The sequence below is a fragment of the Epibacterium sp. MM17-32 genome (assembly GCF_022348205.1).
Classification (GTDB): domain Bacteria; phylum Pseudomonadota; class Alphaproteobacteria; order Rhodobacterales; family Rhodobacteraceae; genus Epibacterium.
This window is the reverse complement of the sequence record NZ_JAKRFC010000001.1, coordinates 1-17,782: the sequence shown is the minus strand read 5'-3', so window position 1 is coordinate 17,782 and position 17,782 is coordinate 1. Positions and strand designations below refer to the sequence as shown.

Below are 17,782 nucleotides of genomic sequence, written 5' to 3'. Positions count from 1 at the left end.
GCGGTGGTTGGCAAGGGGAGAGACCGGCGGCCCGGCTCATTCCTGATGCCGCCCCGCCTCATTGACGCACCAAGGCCCGGCGGGCGGCATCCGCGTCGCGCCAGGCCAGCAAGGCATTGAGGATGCCCTGCGCGGTCCGGGCCTGCCAGTCGGGATCGGTGAGCAGTTCCAGATCCCGCGGGCTCGACATGAAGCCCAGCTCGATCAGCACCGAGGGGATGTCGGCGGACTTCAGCACCGAGAACCCGGCGGTGCGCAGCGGGCGGCGGTTGACCGGGCCGCCCTGCTCCATCAGCGACTCGATCACGGCGCGCGCCAACGCGGTGCTGCGCGGATGGGTTTCCTGCCGCGCCAGGTCCAGCATGACGTCGGTCACCACGTCATCGGCGGCGCTCAGATCGCTGCCGGACAGGAGATCGGCGCGGTCATGACGCTCGGCCAGTTTGGCGGACGCCACATCGGAGGCGGAATCGGACAGGGTGTAGACCACCGTGCCATGGGCCATGCCCTCGGTCACCGCATCGGCATGCAGCGAGATGAACACATCCGCCCCCTGCTGATGCGCCATCGCGATGCGGCGTTCGAGCGAGACGAAATAGTCGCCCTCACGCGTCAGCAGCACCTCGAAGGCGCCGGAGCGCACCAGACGCTCGCCCAGATCATAGGCAAAGGCCAGCATCAGGTCCTTTTCCGCGATGCCGCCGTCGGCCTCGGCACCGGGATCAAGGCCGCCATGGCCCGGGTCCAGCATCACCACCAGCGGTGCGTCCGCGTCGCGGGGGGTGGCGGGTTCGAATTTCTTCGGCGGGGGCAGGTCCAGACGCGGATCATAAGGAGCGCCAGCCGTCGCGGCAAAGGTCTCCGCATCCGTGGGCGCCAGGGTCGCCGAAAGGGTGGCGGCGCTGGTCTCGGGGTCGATTTCCATCGCGGCGGTGCGCAGCTGCATGGGGCCGGTCAGCTCCAGCACCATCCGCGACCAGCCGGGCACATAGCCGCCGAACCGGGCGCGCGTGATCGCCTCTGACCGGTCGAAGGTCTCCGCCTGCAACCCGGTCCAGTCCACCTCCTGAAAATCCAGCACCAGCCGATAGGGATCATCCAGCGCAAAGATCCGGTAGGGCACGCCCTGGCTGAGGCCCAGTTGCAGCGCCACCCCGGCGCCGGAGTCCTCCAGACGACTCTGCTCCGGCAGGACACGCGCCAGGGCGGAAAACCCCTGCGCCTGCGCAGCCCCGGGCAACAGCGCCACACAGGACAGGATCAGGCAGGTCAGGACCCGGGCCGCAATCAGTCGCATCAACCTCGCGCCTCCATAAAGGTCTTCAGCCGCGCCAGCCCTTCCTCGATGTCCGCGGTCGAGCGGGCATAGGAGAACCGCAGCGTGGTGGCGCCGCGCACCGGGTCGAAATCCAGCCCCGGCGTCACCGCAACCCCTGCGTTTTCAAGTATTTCCGCGGCAAAGCTGCGGCTGTCGTTGGTGAGGTCCGAAACATCCGCATAGACATAGAATGCCCCGTCCGGCGGAGCGATCTTGGTGAACCCCGCCTTGGGCAGCCCCTCCAGCATCAGGGCGCGATTCCTGGCATAGACCGCAAGGTTGGCCTCCAGCTCTTCGCCGCAATCCATCGCGGCGAGGGCCGCGACCTGACTGGCGTGCGGGGCGCAGATGAACATGTTCTGCGCGATCCGTTCCACCGTGCGGATATGATCCTCGGGCACCACCATCCAGCCGACGCGCCAGCCGGTCATGGAGAAATACTTGGAAAAGGAATTGATGACATAGGCCTCGTCCGAGATTTCCAGCGCCGTCACTGCCTTCGCCTCATATTCCAGCCCGTGATAGATCTCGTCAGAGATAAAGCTGGCGCCCTCGGCCTGTGCCGCCTCCATCAGCGCCGCCAGCGCCGGTTTGTCGAGCATGGTGCCGGTGGGGTTGGCGGGGCTGGCCACCATCAGACCGGCCAGGTTCTGGTTGCGAATATCCTCCGCCACCGGTTGCAGGCGATGCTCCGGCGCGGTCTGGATGTCGACGGGCTGCATCCCAAGGGCGCTCAGAATCTGGCGATAGGACGGATAGCCCGGCGCGCCGATGCCGACCCGGTCGCCACTGTCAAAGAGGGACGTGAAACTCAGGATGAACGCCCCCGAGGAGCCAGGGGTGATCACCACCCGGTCGGGGTTCAGATCGACATTGTACCACTCGCCATAAAGCTGCGCGATACGACGGCGCAGCGCCGGCAAGCCAAGCGCCACGGTATAGCCCATCGCGTCTGCATCAAGCGCCTCGGCAAGCGCCCGCCGCGCGGCTTCTGGCGCGCCAGTAGAGGGCTGGCCCACTTCCATGTGAATGATATGACGGCCCTGCTCCTCCGCTTTGCGGGCGGCTTCCATCACATCCATCACAATGAAGGGATCGACCTTGGACCGGCTTGAGTTTCGCATGTTGATCTCCCATGGTGCGGCCATGAGTTTTGACCGCGTATTCTCTCTGGCGTCAATCCCGTGCGCACGCCTGTTTCGACTTCTGTCCCGCGCGGTTAGGAGCCCTCGCGGCCTTGTGCAGGTGCAGGGCCTGGTGCTGGTGGCCGCGCTGACCCTTGCGCCGATCACCGCGCAGGCCCGATCCATCCGACTGCTGCGCGATGCCGATATTGAACACGGGCTGTCGGAACTGGCGCGCCCGATCCTCGCCGCGGCGGGGCTGAGCCCGAAACGGGTGCGCATTCTTGTTGTTGATGACAGCAGTTTCAACGCCTTCGTGATCGATCACCGCGCGATCTTCGTCAACTACGGGCTGATCCTCAAAGCGGAAACGCCGGAGATGCTGCAGGCGGTACTGGCGCATGAGGCCGCCCATATCGCCAATGGCCATATCGGGCGCCGCATCCAGAACATGCGGTCCGCCAGCACGGCGGCGGGGTTCGGGACGGCGCTTGGCATGCTTGCGGCGGCGGCAGGTGGCGGGCGCGCGGGCGCGGGCGTGGCGATTGGCGCGCAATCCTCCGCCCTGCGCAGCTTCCTGTCACACACCCGCGCCGAGGAAGCCTCTGCCGACCGGTCCGCCATCGGCTTTCTGACGGCCGCCGGGATCAACCCCAGGGGCATGGTCGAGCTGCACCGGATCTTTGCCGGGCAAGAGGTGCTGAGCCGCGCCTCGCAGGACCCCTACATGCGATCACATCCGCTGTCCCGTGACCGGATGCGCGCCGCCGAAGCCTTTGTCGCGAGCGCCGGAGAAGGCCCCGCAACCCGCCCCGAGGCCGCCTATTGGCTGGCGCGGGTGCAGGGCAAACTCTCCGCCTTTACTCGCGCCCCCAGCTGGACCAAACGGCGGGCCACGTCCGAGGCGTTTACCGATGTAAAGCGGATGCGCCTGGCGGTTGCACAACACCGCCAGCACGCGTTTTCCGGCGCGCAGAAGACCATGCAGGCGCTGCTGGCCGCGCGCCCGCAGGATGCCTATTATCACGAACTCTGGGGCCAGATGCTTTATGAAAACCGCCGTTGGGGCGCCGCCGTTGCCGCCTATCGCACCGCCGCGCAATTGGCGCCGAACGAACCGCTGATCCTGGCCAGTCTCGGACGGGCGCAATTGGCGGCCGGAGATGCCAAGGCAGCACTTGCCACGATGGAAAAGGCCCGTGGTCTCGATTTTCGCAATGCAACCTTGCTTCGCGATATGTCCCTGGCCTATGCCCAGACCAAACAAACCGGCATGGCCGCCCTGGTCACGGCCGAACGCTATGCCCTGAGCGGGCGCCTGAAAGACGCCGGCCCACATGCAAAACGTGCGGTGGCCATTCTGCCCAAAGGGTCGCCCGCGTGGCGACGGGCCGAGGATGTGCTGATCGCATTTGAACAAGACGAGAAAAGGAAACGAAAATGATTGCCCCGTCCCGCATGGCCATGATTGCGGCCTGTGCGCTCTCTCTCACCGCTCCGGCGGCCCGGGCGCTTGACCTCGACAATATGAGCCCCGCCGAGCAGGAGGCCTTTGGCGCCGCCGTGCGCAGCTATCTGCTGGAAAACCCCGAGGTGATCCTCGAAGCGGTGGATGTGCTGGAACAGCAGCAGGCCCAGGCCGATGCCGCCCGCGACGACGCGCTTGTGGCCGCAAACCTGCAGGAATTGCAGAACGACGGCTATTCCTGGGTCGGCGGCAACCCCGAGGGGGACATCACCCTGGTGGAATTCATGGACTACCGGTGTGGTTATTGCCGCAAGGCCGCGCCCGAGATCGAGGCGCTGCTGGCGGCGGATGACAATATTCGCTTTGTCATCAAGGAATTCCCCATTCTGGGCGAAGCCTCGGTGCTGTCCTCGCGCTTTGCCATCGCCACCCGGCTGGTGGCCGGGGACGACGCCTACAAGGACATCCATGATACGCTGATCGCCTTTCAGGGCGAGCCCAACGAGGTGGCGATGCGGCGGATGGCCGAGGGGCTGTCGCTGGATGCGGATGCGATCTTTGCCAAGATGGACGCGCCGGAGGTGACAGAACAGCTGCAACGCACCCGGCGTCTGGCGCAGACCCTGTCGATTTCGGGCACCCCGACCTTTGTGCTGGAACAGGACATGCTGCGGGGCTATCTGCCCGCCGATCAGATCCAGATCATGATCGAGGAGATCCGCGCCGGGCGCAGCTGAGGGATGTGACCGTCGACGCGCCCGACCGCTGTGACCTCTGCGGCGGCGCGTCCCGGCAATTTCCCGAGAACATGGGGGCTCTGCCCCCAAACCCCCGAGATATTTATGAAAAGATGAAGGGCGGCTATTACTCTGCCGCCTGCTCCACCGCCGCCGCCTCAGCATCGAGTGCGGCGGCTTTCTTTTCGACCTCTTCGACAATGTGGTCGATCATCTGGTCGTTGGACATCTTGTGGCTGGCCTTGCCGGCCAGATAGACCATGCCGGAGCCTGCGCCACCGCCGGTGAAGCCGACATCAGTCATCAGCGCCTCGCCGGGGCCGTTCACGACGCAGCCGATGATCGACAGGCTCATCGGGGTCTTGATGTGTTCGAGCCGTTCTTCCAGCGTTTCGACCGTCTTGATGACGTCAAAGCCCTGCCGCGCGCAGCTCGGGCAGGAGATGATATTGACACCCCGGTGCCGCAGCCCGAGGGATTTGAGGATTTCAAAGCCGACCTTGACCTCTTCGACCGGGTCCGCCGAGAGGCTGACACGCAGGGTGTCGCCGATGCCCATCCACAACAGTTGGCCAAGGCCGATGGCGGATTTGATGGTGCCGGACATCAGCCCGCCGGCCTCGGTGATGCCGAGGTGAATGGGCGCATCGGTGGCCTCCGCCAGCATCTGATAGGCGGCGGCGGACATGAAGACGTCGGACGCCTTTACCGAGATCTTGAACTCGTGGAAATCGTGATCTTGCAGGATCTTGATGTGATCCATGCCGCTTTCGACCATCGCATCGGGACAGGGCTCGCCGTATTTTTCCAGCAGGTGTTTTTCCAGGCTGCCCGCATTCACCCCGATGCGGATCGAGCAATTGTGGTCGCGGGCGGCGCGGATGACCTCGGCCACACGCTTTTCATCGCCGATATTGCCGGGGTTGATGCGCAGGCAGGCAGCGCCCGCCTCGGCGGCCTCGATGCCACGTTTGTAGTGGAAATGAATGTCGGCAACGATCGGAACCGGACTTTCCTTGACGATTTCCCTGAGCGCCCGGGCCGAGGGTTCATCCGGCACCGACACGCGCACGATATCCGCGCCCGCCTCTGCGGCGGCCTGCACCTGGGCGATGGTGCCTTTGATATCGGTGGTCAATGTGTTGGTCATCGTCTGCACCGCAATGGGCGCATCGCCCCCGATGGGCACATTGCCCACGTGGATCTGGCGGCTCTTGCGGCGTTCGATGTTCCGCCAGGGGCGGATGTGGTTCATGGACATGGGCTGCCTCGTCCTGCGTGTCGCTTGCGCCTTAAATAGGCCGAGGCCCCGGGGCCTGCAATGGCTGTCCGGGGCCTCGGTCAAAGAGTTGATCGGTGCGCGCGCAACAAACGGCGCGGGTCAATCGGTGCCGGGCACCGGCTGGGTGGCGGCGCGCAACTGGGCGACCATGGTGGCCAGGGCCTGGTTCTGCTCGGCGTCCAGATCTGCAACCTGGAAGCGTTCGCTCAGCGCATCCGGCGACAGAACCACATTCTTGGTCACCTGCCCGCGGCCGCCAACGGGGCCGTAGTGCTGGCCATTGACCGCGAAGTAGATGGCGCTGCTCTCGCCGGTGCGCAGGCGTGGCGCATCCTCGGTCAGCGGCACCGAGAAGGTCTGTCCCGGCTCCATGATGGTTTCATAGATCACGCTGCCGTCGGCGGCCTTGACCTGGACCCAGGAAGGGCGCACCGCCAGCATCTCGACCGAGGGAGTCTCCGGTTCAAGCACCTGTGGCACCTGCGTTTCGGACGCCGCATCTGCGGGCAATCTCGCCTCGGCCAGCACAACACCCGGCTGCTCTGGCGCGGCAAAGTTGCCCTGGGCGCGCGGATCGAGGGTGGAAATCGGCGCATCGCGCGCCACCAGCACCGGTACATCCAGCGCCTGCGGGCGATAGAGACGGTCCAGCGCCTCTGCGGCGGGGTCTTCTGTGGTTGTCCCCGCTGTGGTGAGCGCCGCGGAGGCCAGCGGATCCAGCTCCGCCAGCACCTCCGGTGTCTGGTCGACCGGCGCAAAGGTCACCTGCTGCACCTCGCGCAGCACCAGCCAGCCGCCGTAGCCCAGGCATCCGATCACCATGAACAGCACCAGCAACGACCCGATCGCCCGGGGTTCGATCTGCGACCAGATCCCGTCGGACACAGGCACAAAGGGGGTCGTGGAGGTTGCAAAGGCATCGCCACCCAACCCTTTGGGACTTGCGGCGGGCAGATCCTGGCGCTTGCGCACGGAGGCCTCGGACGACATGCCATGGGCCACGGAGAAGCCGCTTTCGGCGCAGAAGGCCTCAAACGCGCGTTCGGAATCCATGCCCAGATAGCGGGCATAGGACCGGACATAGCCGGCGATGAAGCCCGGCGTGTCAAAGACGGAAGGGTCGCAATTCTCGATGGCGTCGATGTAGGAGGCCTTGATCCGCAACTCGCGCTGCACGTCCAGGAGCGATTTGCCCATGGTGGCGCGCTCGCCGCGCATCATGTCACCAAGTCGCAACTCGAAATCGTCAAAACCGCGGGGGGCTTCTGACGTGTCTTCACGACGTTTGGATGTGCGCTGCGTAAGGCGCCCGATCATGCCTGCTGTCCCATCGATACCTGCCGTTTTGCGACATTCCCCGCTGTATCAACCGATTCCCGATTCGTCAGCGAGGTTTCATTGATGAAACGATAACACGATTCCGTTTACAGAACACTTCGCTGTGGATTAACCGGCCAATTCGGCGCGATTTAGCGCACAATGCGACCACAGACTGTCCATTGCACGTACAAGGTGATCCATTTCCCCGCCCCCATGCACCGGAGAGGGCGTGAAACGCAGCCGTTCAGTGCCGCGCGGCACGGTGGGGAAATTGATCGGCTGCACGTAGATCCCGTAATCCGCCAGCAGCATGTCCGACAGTTTCTTGGTGTGCACCGGGTTGCCGACCATCACCGGCACGATGTGGCTGCCATGGTCGATGATCGGAAGCCCCATCATCTTGAGCCGGGTTTTCAGGATGCGCGCCTGTTCCTGATGTTTGTCGCGCAGCTCCTGCGCGGTCTTCAGATAGCGCACGGAGGCCGCAGCCCCGGCCGCCAGCGACGGCGCCAGCGAGGTGGTGAAGATGAACCCCGGCGCATAGGAGCGGATCGCGTCGCACATCTTTTCCGACGCCGCGATATAGCCACCCATGACGCCATAGGCCTTGGCGAGGGTGCCGTTGATGATGTCGATGCGATGCGCGAGGTTGTCGCGTTCGGTCACGCCACCGCCGCGCGGGCCATACATCCCCACCGCATGCACCTCGTCGATATAGGTCAGCGCGTTGAACTCATCGGCGAGATCGCAGATTTCCTCGATCGGGCCAAAATCGCCGTCCATGGAATAGATGCTCTCAAAGGCGATGAGCTTGGGCGCGGCGGGATCGTCGGCCTCCAGCAACTCGCGCAGATGGGCGACGTCATTGTGGCGGAAGACCCGCTTGGCGCCGCCGTTGCGGCGCACGCCCTCGATCATCGAGGCATGGTTCAGCGCGTCGGAATAGATGATGAGCCCCGGCAGCAGCTTGGGCAGCGTCGACAGGGTCGCGTCATTGGCAATATAAGCGGAGGTGAACAGAAGCGCTGCCTCCTTGCCATGCAGATCGGCCAGCTCGTGTTCCAGTTCCTTGTGGTAGACCGTGGTGCCGGAGATATTGCGCGTCCCGCCGGAGCCCGCACCGGTGGCGTCGATCGCCTCGCGCATCGCCTTCAGCACAACCGGGTGCTGGCCCATGCCAAGATAGTCATTGCCGCACCAGACGGTGATGTCCTGCTCGCTGCCATCGGGGCGGGTCCAGACCGCATGCGGGAACTGACCGCGACGGCGTTCGATATCAATGAACGTCCGATAGCGGCCTTCCTCGTGAAGGCGTTCAATCGCTGCGTCGAGTTGTGCGGTATAGTCCACCGTCATCTCCATAGCTGTCTGCCGGTGCCACTCCGGCCTGGCTGCGTCTTGATCCCGACCTGCCCCCTGGGGCAGCAACCGCCGCAATCCTTGTCGCGGTATCTAACCGGCACCCTTGTCCTCATCAACGTGATAGAGTGTCACGGCCCCCACCATCCTTGATACAGGTCAAATAAACCTTTCAGGGGTTTTAGAACCATTCTGGATTTCGGGCAAGCATGCCGACCATCAAAGCCGCCATGCACCCGGCGCGCAAAACGCCGCAGGGGGTGGGCGATGTCGCGGATCGGAAACCTTTGTTCTGCAACGGGTTTTGCGTGCACGGGGTGTTTGAAAAGCCCCGCACCCGCCGGAAACCGCCCGCGATGTTCTGATACAATCGTGCGACTGGCCCTTGTCAGAGTGCACTGCTAGGCTCCGCCCCGAGACCCGCCCGGCCCTGTCGATGTGTGATCGCGCCCGGTGCGGGCAGGCACTATTTTCAGGAGCGACCCATGTCCCTTACCCCGGTTCTCGATAAGATCGATTCCGATATTTCCGCCGCCACCGACCGGCTGCTGGAGCTTTTGCGTATTCCCTCCATTTCCACCGACCCCGCCTACAAGGCCGACTGCGACGCCGCCGCTGACTGGCTGGTGAAGGATCTGAATTCCATCGGCATCAAGGCCGAAAAGCGCGAAACACCGGGCCACCCCATGGTGGTGGGCCATGTGGGCGAAGAAAACACCGACGGCCCGCATCTGCTGTTTTACGGCCATTACGACGTGCAACCGGTAGATCCGCTGGACCTGTGGAACACGCCGCCCTTTGAGCCGAAGCTCGAAGAAACCGCCAATGGCACGGTGATCCGGGGCCGTGGTGCATCGGATGACAAGGGCCAGCTGATGACCTTTGTGGAGGCCTGCCGCGCCTGGCAGGCGGTGCATGGCACCCTGCCCTGCCGCATCACCTTCTTCTTTGAGGGCGAAGAGGAATCCGGCTCGCCCTCACTGATCCCCTTCCTCAATGCGGCCAAGGAAGAGCTGTCGGCGGATATTGCGCTGATCTGCGACACGTCGATGGTGGCGCGCGGGGTGCCGTCGGTGGCGTCGCAACTGCGCGGCATGATGAAGGATGAGTTCACCCTGATCGGCCCCAAGATCGACCTGCATTCCGGTCATTACGGCGGCCCCGGCCTCAACCCGCTGCGCGAGATCTCCCACATCATCGCCTCTTTCCACGACCCCGAAACCGGTGCCGTCGCCGTGGACGGGTTTTATGAGGGCGTGCATGAGGTGCCCGCCGATATCCTGCGCCAGTGGGAAGGCTGCGGCTTTGACGAAAAAGACTACCTGTCCAATGCCGGCTACACCGAAGCGCATGGCGAGAAGAAATATTCCGTGCTGGAACAGCAATGGGCCCGCCCGACGCTGGAGATCAACGGTCTCTGGGGCGGCTATCAGGGTGCGGGCACCAAGACAGTGATTCCGTCCGAGGCGCATTGCAAAATCACCTGCCGTCTGGTGGGTGACATGGACCCGACAGACCTGCGCAAGAAGATCCGCAAGCATGTCGAGGATCGCCTGCCCACGGATTGCACCGTGAAATGGGATCTCGATCTGGATGGGGCGCCTGCCTATGTGATCGACACCACCCGCCCCGAGTTTGAAGCCGCCCGTGGCGCGCTGACCGAGGAATGGAACCGCGAGGCGGTTTTCTCCGGCATGGGCGGGTCTATCCCGGTGGCCGGCTATTTCAAGTCGATCCTCGGAATGGACGCAATGCTGATCGGCTTTGCCAATGAGGATGACGCGATCCACTCTCCGAACGAGAAATACGACCTGGAGAGCTTTCATAAAGGCATCCGCTCCTGGGCGCGGGTGCTGGACGCGCTGAGTCAGGCATAAAGCGTTCCGGGGGCACTCAGCGCCCCCGTCTAAGCCATAAGGACAGCCGCCAACCTAGGGAGGGGGCTGTCCAACCTAATGATCGGACGATACGATCGTTAAAATAAGCGCGGATCTTATTCCTCTGCGCGCAGCACCGGCCTTGGGCGCGCGTGGTCATCCAGCGCCACAAAGGTAAAGATCGCTTCGGTCACCTGCTGGGTCTCTTCCTGATGACGGGCCCGCCGCCACGCACGGACCCGTATTCGCATCGAGGTCCGCCCGATCTTTAGCATCTCCGCATAAAGCGAGACCTCATCGCCGACCAGAACCGGGCGGTGAAACTGGATCTCTTCGACCGATACGGTCGAGGCCCGTCCCTTTGACACCCGCGCAGCGATTGTGCCTGCGGCAAGGTCCATCTGGCTCATCAACCAGCCGCCAAAGATATCGCCCGCCGGGTTGGTGTCGGTCGGCATCGCAATCACGCGGATCGTGGGTTGGGTTTCAGGGGGGCTTTCTGGCAAAGACATGGGCTGGCTCTCATCTGTGAACGGATGGCTGAGGTGATCCCCACTGTGTCGCCAGCGCCCGCACAGGAAAAGGCAAAACCGCAGTGATCGCGCCTTGAGGCATCAAATGCCTGTGTTTTGAGAGCTTTAGGGAAAAAAGGGTGAAAGTGGCGCGGTTGACGGGGCTCGAACCCGCGACCTCCGGCGTGACAGGCCGGCACTCTAACCAACTGAGCTACAACCGCGCATTTTCAGTGCTGGCCTCGGCCAGCGGGCTCCCTCCGGGACGGTCCTGATGCCTTGTGACAGGCCCCCACAGGCGGGGTGAAAGTGGCGCGGTTGACGGGGCTCGAACCCGCGACCCCCGGCGTGACAGGCCGGTACTCTAACCAACTGAGCTACAACCGCACTTTCATTGCTGACCTCGGTCAGCGTGTTCCCTCCGGGACGGTCCTGATCCTCCTAAGAGGCCCTTCAGGCAGGGCAACAGTGGCGCGGTTGACGGGGCTCGAACCCGCGACCTCCGGCGTGACAGGCCGGCACTCTAACCAACTGAGCTACAACCGCTTGCTGTTGCGTCCAGCACCGTGGCTGAACGTTGGGGTGTAATATTCGCAGGTCGCGGGGGGCGTCAAGCGCAGAAATGCCATTTTCCGGGCTTTCCACTGAAAAAAATGGCTATTTTGAATAAGAGCCTGAAAATCCTCGAGAATACCCCGCGATCAGGTCTTTGCGAGCTGGAACAGTGCCAGAAACTCCTGCGCCGCCGCCATGTCGCCGCTGACGGTGACCATATTGGCCGCCACAAGGTCCGGCAGCGGCCTTGCACCGTAGACCGCAGCCGCCATTGTGTTCCCCGTCCCCGTGATCACAAACGGGGCCTGCGGCGGGATCACAAAGCGGGTTTCAAGAGCCGCGCCGTCCAGACGCATCTCAAACGCCTCATCGGTGAAATCAAAGCCTGCAGTCAGGCGGCGCCCCGTGGCGCGTTCCCGGATCAGATTCACCCCCATGGAGATCATCAGGGCAGACGGGCTGATGAATCGCGAAGGGTCATGTCCCGGCATCATCAGCGCCCAGCAGCACAGGGATTCCAGCACCGGCAGTAGGCCCCGCCCCTGCCCGCTCAGGGAATAGACCCCAAGCCGGGTGTCATGCAGCACCACGCCGATCTCCGCCAGTTGCGTCAAACGCCCGGTGAGCACGCTCGCGGTGATCCCCGGCAGACCGGCGCGGATCATCTGGAACCGTTTGGGCGTGAACATCAATTCGCGCACCACAAGCAACGCCCAGCGGTCGCCAATCAGGTTCAGCGCATGCGCCGCAAGGCAGCCTTCGTCGTAGCGCGGTCGTTTGGGTTTTGCCTGCTTAGTCACCTTTTGGTACTTTCAGTTGTTTTTTCATACTACCGCTGGCACGCTGATGCTGCAAGCAGGGATGCGCCTGCCCGTTCTTTTTTGCGAGGTGATACATCATGAGTTATTTCACAGGTGCCGTGGCAGCCGTTCCAACCGCCAACAAGGACAAGTACCTGCACCATGCCAAGGCCGCCTGGCCGCTGTTTCGCTCCTATGGTGCCTTGCGCATGGTGGAGACCTGGGGCAGCGATGTGCCAACTGGAAAAGTCACCGATTTCTATCAGGCCGTGGCCGCACAAGACGATGAAACGGTGGTGTTTTCCTGGATGGAATGGCCCGACAAGGCGACCGCGGATGCCTCCTGGCAGAAGATGGAAAACGACCCCGCCATGAAAGATCTGCTGGAGATGCCCTTTGATGGCTCTCGCATGATATTTGGCGGCTTCTCCCCGCTCTTTTCTGCCGGCGACACGCCCGACACCGGCTATTATCAGGGTTTCCTGCTCGCCGTGCCCGAAGACAACAAATCGCAGTATGAGGCCATGATCGAACCGATCTGGCAGATGTTCCAAAGCGGCGGTGCCAGCAGCATCACCGAAGCCTGGGGCACCGATATCCCCAAGGGCAAACAGACCGATTTCTTCCGTGCGACCAAGGCACAAGACGGTGAGGTTCCGGTCATCGGCTGGACCACCTGGCCCGACCGGGAGACCTATTTGCAGGCCATCAAGCTGATGGACGAAAAACAGGATGCCCCCGACATTCCCGACATGCCCTTTGACGGCATGCGCATGATGTGGGGCGGGTTTGAGCCCCTGCTCGATTGCAGCGCGCGCAGTTGACGCCCCTGCCCCGCGCGCCCGCTTTGACAGCGCACCATGCCAGACCCTCACAACAGGAGGTCCCACCTTGCCACTTGCAAAGAACACCATCTGTCTCTGGTATGAGACCGAGGCTGAAGCCGCCGCACGGTTCTATGCCGAGACCTTTCCCGACAGCGCGGTGCACGCGGTCAAGCGCGCGCCCGCCGATTATCCGGGGGGTACGGCGGGCACGGTGCTGACCGTGTCCTTCACCGTCTTGGGCCTCCCCTGCCTTGGCTTGAACGGTGGCACCCGCTTTTCCCATAGCGAGGCGTTTTCCTTTCAGGTCTCGACCGAAGATCAGGCGGAAACCGACCGTTACTGGGACGCCATTGTCACCAATGGCGGCGAAGAGAGCGCCTGCGGTTGGTGCCGTGATCGCTGGGGCATTTCCTGGCAAATCACCCCACGGGTGCTGATGGAGGCGATGGAGACCGGAGGCGCCCCCGCGCAACGGGCCTTTGAGGCCATGATGCAGATGTCACGGATCGACGTGGCCACTATTGAACGCGCCATTGCACCTGCCTGATTGCGCAACACGCCCCCCGCCTGCGCGGCTGAAGCCCGAGAGGGGCGCGCGCTGTCGTGTTTCGGAGGAACGGTGATACCCCCGATCACCGCCCGCGAACGCGGCGACGGTGATCAGGGGTCCCTGCTCCCATGTCCGTGAGGGGAGCGGCAGCCGGCTAGGTTCTGGACCTTGACGCAACGGTCAAGGGGATGACATCGGGACAGCCTCCGTCGGGTCCGTCGCAGTCTTCATCCTCGTCCAGAATGGCACGGCGCATATCGTCGAGGTCGCCGCTGTGCCAATGCGGCGACGTCGTGTGGGCGAGAGGGATCATCAGAAACATCGGCGGCTCCCTATATCCATTCTCGCTGGGCCAAGGTGGTATGCCCCAGAGAGTGCAGCCGTTTGGCGCAGCTGACGATCTCGTCCTTGATCCGCAAGCGCTGACGTTTCAGCATCTGCAGGCTCGCACTGCAGGGGGACGGGCGTTTCATTTCACGCGCGATCCTCGCTTTGAGCGTTTGGTGCTTCAGGCGCAGTTTCGTCAACCGAACCTCCAAGGAAAACGCTTTGACCTTGGGGCTGTCTTTCATCTCGAACCTCCTATTTACCGAACAATCCTGCGTGCTTGTTGTGCAGGTACGGGTCATGTGGGGAGGGCATTGACCACAAGCAATACAATTCTAATATGGATTAGCATAGGAATTACCTATTCTAATGGCCCCACATTCAGGAGGGCGGAATGCCTGAACTCAGCTTGCGCCACCTGCGCTATTTTGTGGTCCTGAGCCGCGCCCTACAGTATCGCCGCGCCGCGCGACAGCTGGGCATCAGCCAACCCTCGCTCAGCCTGCAGATCGCAGCGCTGGAGGAGATCGTCGGAACATCGCTGGTCGAACGGCGGCGCAACGGGCTGATCCTGACCGCAGCCGGCCGCGACATCGCCGCCAAGGCGGAACGCATTCTTGCGGATTGCGACCTGCTGGTGAATGCCTCGGCAACACGGCATGACACCCTGACCGGCACCCTGCGACTGGGGTCGTCGCCGACCATCGGCCCCTATATCCTGCCGCTGGTTCTGAAGCGCCTGCATGAAACCTATCCGGAGTTCAAACTGATCATCCGGGACGGCCCTTCGCGCGACCTGCTGGACGACCTTGCCGCAGGCAAACATGACCTGATCCTCACCCAGGCGCCAATCCTGCGGGATGACATCTGCTTTCACCCCATGTTCCGGGAACCATTGCATCTGGTGGTGCCGCGCGACCACCCGCTGGCTGACGCTGGCACGGTGCACAGGCGCGAGCTGGAGCAGGAGCAGCTTCTGAGCCTGAACCCGGCCTATTCGCTGCGCCAACAGGTCGAGACCTTGGCGCAATCAGTCGGCGCCCGAATGCGGGATGACATCGACGGGACCAGCTTGGACGCGATCCGGCAGATGGTTGCGCTCGGCATGGGGGTGACGTTGATGCCGCGATCCTACACGCAATCGGAAATCGACAACCGCAAAGGGGATGTCAGCGTCGTCGCCCTGAAACCCGGCCTCGACCGGCAGGTCGGCCTGGCCTGGCGCGTGTCGAGCGGCAACCCGGCAAGTTTCCTGCATCTGGCCGAAGCCATTTCTGCCGAGGAACGACGCACCCGCGCGACGCAATAGCGCGTGCAACCTGCCACATGCGACGCGGCGCAACCCCCGCAGTTTTCTGTGAAATGTGATAGCGCTGGATGGGCGTTACAGCGGGTAAATCATGCCGGGCGGCTATTCAGCGGCTCCACAAGGGCTTGCGGCCATTTTACTCCGGGCAGGCTTTCAAAACCTGGCTTGGCGAACAGCCAGCCCTGCATCAAGTCGATGCCCAGGTCGTAGAGACAGGAGAACTCTCCCTCTGTCTCGATACCTTCAGCGACGACGATGATACCAAGCTGCTCCAACATCCTGACCACGTGCCGAACAATGGTTTGTTTGACGCTTGAGTCGTCAATGTCTCTGATCAGACCGGCATCGAGCTTCACCACATCGGGCTGGAAGCGCGACAGCAGGTCGAGGCCGGCATAGCCTGACCCAAAATCGTCAATTGCTGTCAGGAAACCGAGGCGGCGATACGTGCTGAGAATATTGAGAAGATGCGGTACGGAAATCCGTTCGACTTCGGTGAACTCAAACATGATCTGAGTAAGCGGAAAGCCTGTCTTTTTAGCTGTTTCCAACGTCAGTCGAATGCAAGCATTTGGATCGTAGACCGCGTTGGGCAGGAAATTGATCGAAAGAAGCGCCCCGCTGTCCCCGAGGTCCAGGCGGCTGGCATGTTCGATCGCGGTTTTTCGACATGTCTGATCGAAGGCATAGAGGTTGTCTTCGTTTACCTGTTCGAACACTTGCCCGGCGCCGGACCCGTCTTGTCCCCGCACAAGAGCCTCATAGGCAAAAACCTTGCCAGCCCCGAGCGAAACGATCGGCTGAAACGCCATCGAAATGGGGATCTCAAACCCCTTACCGTTGCGACAAGCCTTACACTTTTCTAAATCAGTCAATGTCGTCACCCTCTGCTTGCTACCGTTACTCCTACGTCAAAGAGGTGAAGAAACGATTGTCGCGCAGCAACGCCCGTACGCGGACGTGGTCGCCCGTTCGGCGCCCGGAGATATGCGGGGCTGTCGTGCGCCGCGCGTGGCAGACACCGCGGCAGGCACAAGGAGGCTGCCAGCACGTTCCGGACCTTCGGTCGCTGTCTCCCAAAGACCAGCTCCGACGCGGCGATTGTGCTGCACGTCATGCCCCCTAAGGCACACCGATCGACTCACAGCCCCAACAGGACCTTTGGCATTCCAGTGGAGAGATTCATGAAATCTCTGACACAAACGGTGTCCCGATCCGATTTCACCGTAGCCTCAGCGCGTCATATAACTGGGGGCTAACCTGGTAAGCGTGCAGGCTATCCTCTTGGAGCAACCCAAGCTTTGCCGCACGCTGAATAGTTTCCATGTCGTTGCGTGTACCCAAAGCCTTGCGGATGCGTTGCATGTGATTATCAACAGTTTTGGGATTGTCCCGCTTGATTTCATATAGGATTTCCTTCACCCGCAAGCCTTGCGCTTTTAGGCGCAGCACCTTCAGGTTCATTTCACTCAAGCCCATCTGGACTATTATGTCGTCCGACCAATCACTGCACATGTGAAGATGAGTTGCGAGCGTTTGGATGATCGTCCTGTCCCTTTCAAAACGCGCGTCATGGTTGGCAATTTTTCCTGAGGTATCATAAAGTCCCACGACTGCTCTGACACCATTGGCCTCAAGTGGGATTACCACTCCAGAGGACACGAAATCGCGTACCCCGCCCACCACACGGGCTAAATTTGGGGGCAGCTTCTCCTCCTGCAATAGACGGTAAAAGCTCGATTGGAGTATGGGTTGATGGGCCAAAGCACCCATCCGCATGCCAAGGTCGTCCCGAGCATAGTTGTTTCGCTGATAGATCTCACGCCATTCATCGGGGAGACCCGACCGTTTTGAGACATGGTTGCTGTGAATGCCCTGTAGCGACCGCGTATCTGTGAAAAGGACGTAGTTGACACCGATGTAGCCATACTCCGCCTCGATGAAGCTCGAAAAAATTTCATACTTTGCATCAAGAGAAGGCGCTTCGGTGATATCCACCATCAGGTCGAAGGGGGCGTGCATGGTTCGATCTCACAGTTTTTGAAGTACCACAAGGTTAAATTCAAAATCCGAGATATCAATCTTTATTAAGGAGTTAAGGGGAATTTTCTAGCCGTGAGAGCAACACGCTGCCGCCACTGCACTGTTTCTTCGCAGGGCATATCCTTCTACGGTTTGGGCGCTGGTCAATTTGGCTGCGCTCTGAAAGAGCATGACCCACAAGAGGATTGTCATGAAAGGTTCAACGGCGAACGGAACCTTTCATGGCCAGTGACCTTTTGTTTGCTACACAATGCTATTTGTCCGAAGTAGGAACGCTGGGGTGCCCCCACTGAAGTGGTCCACCTTTTGGGATAGGAATATCCCGTTTTCAGGAGGACGACGAGATGGCAGGCAAACGAGAGAAGCCCGAGGAC

At 62.0% G+C, this 17,782-nt stretch carries 16 protein-coding genes and 3 tRNA genes; 6 read left to right on the top strand and 13 right to left on the bottom strand.

Going from position 1 to position 17,782, the window contains the following annotated elements; genetic code table 11:
• Positions 1 to 58: 58 nt before the first annotated feature.
• The gene (locus MHM88_RS00095) at positions 59 to 1,297 is read right to left on the bottom strand and encodes an N-acetylmuramoyl-L-alanine amidase (protein WP_239358839.1); all 1,239 of its coding nucleotides are present in this window, start codon (positions 1,295 to 1,297) and stop codon (positions 59 to 61) included.
• Positions 1,297 to 2,442, bottom strand: coding sequence for a pyridoxal phosphate-dependent aminotransferase (locus MHM88_RS00090; RefSeq protein WP_239358837.1), 1,146 nt, complete (start codon positions 2,440 to 2,442; stop codon positions 1,297 to 1,299). Before MHM88_RS00090 ends, MHM88_RS00095 begins: the two co-directional genes overlap by 1 nt.
• Here MHM88_RS00090 and MHM88_RS00085 point away from each other — a divergent pair.
• Positions 2,405 to 3,886 carry a M48 family metalloprotease gene (locus tag MHM88_RS00085; protein WP_370687441.1) on the top strand — a complete coding sequence of 494 codons (1,482 nt, stop codon included), beginning with the start codon at positions 2,405 to 2,407 and terminating at the stop codon, positions 3,884 to 3,886. The two genes, MHM88_RS00090 and MHM88_RS00085, sit on opposite strands and share 38 nt — an antisense overlap.
• Positions 3,883 to 4,647 carry a DsbA family protein gene (locus MHM88_RS00080; protein WP_239358829.1) on the top strand — a complete coding sequence of 255 codons (765 nt, stop codon included), beginning with the start codon at positions 3,883 to 3,885 and terminating at the stop codon, positions 4,645 to 4,647. The genes MHM88_RS00085 and MHM88_RS00080 overlap by 4 nt, the downstream gene beginning before the upstream one ends.
• Positions 4,648 to 4,774: 127 nt before the next feature.
• Here MHM88_RS00080 and ispG read toward each other — a convergent pair whose 3' ends face one another.
• The 3 genes from ispG to hemA all read right to left on the bottom strand — a co-directional run bounded on the left by ispG (position 4,775) and on the right by hemA (position 8,611).
• Entirely contained in the window at positions 4,775 to 5,908 is a 1,134-nt protein-coding gene (gene ispG, locus MHM88_RS00075; protein WP_239321954.1) for a flavodoxin-dependent (E)-4-hydroxy-3-methylbut-2-enyl-diphosphate synthase, read from the bottom strand.
• Positions 5,909 to 6,028: 120 nt separating this feature from the next.
• The gene (locus MHM88_RS00070; RefSeq protein ID WP_239358827.1) at positions 6,029 to 7,246 is read right to left on the bottom strand and encodes a helix-turn-helix domain-containing protein; all 1,218 of its coding nucleotides are present in this window, start codon (positions 7,244 to 7,246) and stop codon (positions 6,029 to 6,031) included.
• A 129-nt stretch (positions 7,247 to 7,375) separates the two neighbouring features.
• Positions 7,376 to 8,611, bottom strand: coding sequence for a 5-aminolevulinate synthase (hemA, locus tag MHM88_RS00065; protein ID WP_239321958.1), 1,236 nt, complete (start codon positions 8,609 to 8,611; stop codon positions 7,376 to 7,378).
• Between the two features lie 482 nt (positions 8,612 to 9,093).
• Here hemA and MHM88_RS00060 point away from each other — a divergent pair, with 482 nt between their 5' ends.
• Positions 9,094 to 10,485 carry a dipeptidase gene (locus tag MHM88_RS00060; protein WP_239358825.1) on the top strand — a complete coding sequence of 464 codons (1,392 nt, stop codon included), beginning with the start codon at positions 9,094 to 9,096 and terminating at the stop codon, positions 10,483 to 10,485.
• A gap of 116 nt (positions 10,486 to 10,601) precedes the next feature.
• On the opposite strand, the gene MHM88_RS00055 is transcribed toward MHM88_RS00060, so the two are convergent.
• The 5 genes from MHM88_RS00055 to MHM88_RS00035 all read right to left on the bottom strand — a co-directional run bounded on the left by MHM88_RS00055 (position 10,602) and on the right by MHM88_RS00035 (position 12,352).
• On the bottom strand, positions 10,602 to 10,997 hold the full coding sequence (locus MHM88_RS00055; RefSeq protein WP_005622856.1) for an acyl-CoA thioesterase: 396 nt from the start codon (positions 10,995 to 10,997) through the stop codon (positions 10,602 to 10,604).
• A 147-nt stretch (positions 10,998 to 11,144) separates the two neighbouring features.
• A tRNA-Asp gene (locus tag MHM88_RS00050) sits at positions 11,145 to 11,221 on the bottom strand.
• 86 nt (positions 11,222 to 11,307) lie between these two features.
• Positions 11,308 to 11,384: transfer RNA gene (locus MHM88_RS00045), tRNA-Asp, on the bottom strand.
• Positions 11,385 to 11,466: 82 nt separating this feature from the next.
• Positions 11,467 to 11,543, bottom strand: a tRNA-Asp gene (locus tag MHM88_RS00040).
• 155 nt (positions 11,544 to 11,698) lie between these two features.
• Positions 11,699 to 12,352, bottom strand: coding sequence for a winged helix-turn-helix transcriptional regulator (locus tag MHM88_RS00035; RefSeq protein WP_239358822.1), 654 nt, complete (start codon positions 12,350 to 12,352; stop codon positions 11,699 to 11,701).
• A gap of 98 nt (positions 12,353 to 12,450) precedes the next feature.
• On the opposite strand from MHM88_RS00035, the gene MHM88_RS00030 reads away from it, so the two are divergent.
• Together MHM88_RS00030 and MHM88_RS00025 are read left to right on the top strand one after the other, a co-directional pair.
• A complete protein-coding gene (locus tag MHM88_RS00030) occupies positions 12,451 to 13,176 on the top strand; it encodes a DUF1428 domain-containing protein (protein ID WP_239358813.1) in 726 nt (241 codons plus the stop codon).
• Positions 13,177 to 13,243: 67 nt separating this feature from the next.
• Positions 13,244 to 13,726: a VOC family protein gene (locus MHM88_RS00025; protein WP_239358811.1), complete on the top strand. Its 483-nt coding sequence runs from the start codon at positions 13,244 to 13,246 to the stop codon at positions 13,724 to 13,726.
• Positions 13,727 to 14,061: 335 nt separating this feature from the next.
• Here MHM88_RS00025 and MHM88_RS00020 read toward each other — a convergent pair whose 3' ends face one another.
• Positions 14,062 to 14,301 carry a YdcH family protein gene (locus MHM88_RS00020; RefSeq protein ID WP_239358809.1) on the bottom strand — a complete coding sequence of 80 codons (240 nt, stop codon included), beginning with the start codon at positions 14,299 to 14,301 and terminating at the stop codon, positions 14,062 to 14,064.
• 149 nt (positions 14,302 to 14,450) lie between these two features.
• On the opposite strand from MHM88_RS00020, the gene MHM88_RS00015 reads away from it, so the two are divergent.
• Complete coding sequence (locus MHM88_RS00015) at positions 14,451 to 15,365, top strand: hydrogen peroxide-inducible genes activator (RefSeq protein ID WP_239358807.1); 915 nt, start codon at positions 14,451 to 14,453, stop codon at positions 15,363 to 15,365.
• A gap of 89 nt (positions 15,366 to 15,454) precedes the next feature.
• Here the strand turns inward: MHM88_RS00015 and MHM88_RS00010 are convergent, their stop codons facing one another.
• Together MHM88_RS00010 and MHM88_RS00005 are read right to left on the bottom strand one after the other, a co-directional pair.
• Positions 15,455 to 16,240 (bottom strand): EAL domain-containing protein, encoded by a 786-nt coding sequence (locus tag MHM88_RS00010; protein WP_239358805.1) that lies wholly within the window; start codon positions 16,238 to 16,240, stop codon positions 15,455 to 15,457.
• Positions 16,241 to 16,586: 346 nt separating this feature from the next.
• Complete coding sequence (locus tag MHM88_RS00005) at positions 16,587 to 17,387, bottom strand: autoinducer binding domain-containing protein (RefSeq protein WP_239358803.1); 801 nt, start codon at positions 17,385 to 17,387, stop codon at positions 16,587 to 16,589.
• Positions 17,388 to 17,782: the final 395 nt, after the last annotated feature.

Coding starts and splice junctions, on each gene's coding strand:
- MHM88_RS00095 (WP_239358839.1), bottom strand. CDS start 1,297: ATGCGACTGATTGCGGCCCGGGTCCTGACCTGCCTGATCCTGTCCTGT.
- MHM88_RS00085 (WP_370687441.1), top strand. CDS start 2,405: ATGAAGGGATCGACCTTGGACCGGCTTGAGTTTCGCATGTTGATCTCC.
- MHM88_RS00090 (WP_239358837.1), bottom strand. CDS start 2,442: ATGCGAAACTCAAGCCGGTCCAAGGTCGATCCCTTCATTGTGATGGAT.
- MHM88_RS00080 (WP_239358829.1), top strand. CDS start 3,883: ATGATTGCCCCGTCCCGCATGGCCATGATTGCGGCCTGTGCGCTCTCT.
- ispG (WP_239321954.1), bottom strand. CDS start 5,908: ATGTCCATGAACCACATCCGCCCCTGGCGGAACATCGAACGCCGCAAG.
- MHM88_RS00070 (WP_239358827.1), bottom strand. CDS start 7,246: ATGATCGGGCGCCTTACGCAGCGCACATCCAAACGTCGTGAAGACACG.
- hemA (WP_239321958.1), bottom strand. CDS start 8,611: ATGGAGATGACGGTGGACTATACCGCACAACTCGACGCAGCGATTGAA.
- MHM88_RS00060 (WP_239358825.1), top strand. CDS start 9,094: ATGTCCCTTACCCCGGTTCTCGATAAGATCGATTCCGATATTTCCGCC.
- MHM88_RS00055 (WP_005622856.1), bottom strand. CDS start 10,997: ATGTCTTTGCCAGAAAGCCCCCCTGAAACCCAACCCACGATCCGCGTG.
- MHM88_RS00030 (WP_239358813.1), top strand. CDS start 12,451: ATGAGTTATTTCACAGGTGCCGTGGCAGCCGTTCCAACCGCCAACAAG.
- MHM88_RS00020 (WP_239358809.1), bottom strand. CDS start 14,301: ATGAAAGACAGCCCCAAGGTCAAAGCGTTTTCCTTGGAGGTTCGGTTG.
- MHM88_RS00015 (WP_239358807.1), top strand. CDS start 14,451: ATGCCTGAACTCAGCTTGCGCCACCTGCGCTATTTTGTGGTCCTGAGC.
- MHM88_RS00005 (WP_239358803.1), bottom strand. CDS start 17,387: ATGCACGCCCCCTTCGACCTGATGGTGGATATCACCGAAGCGCCTTCT.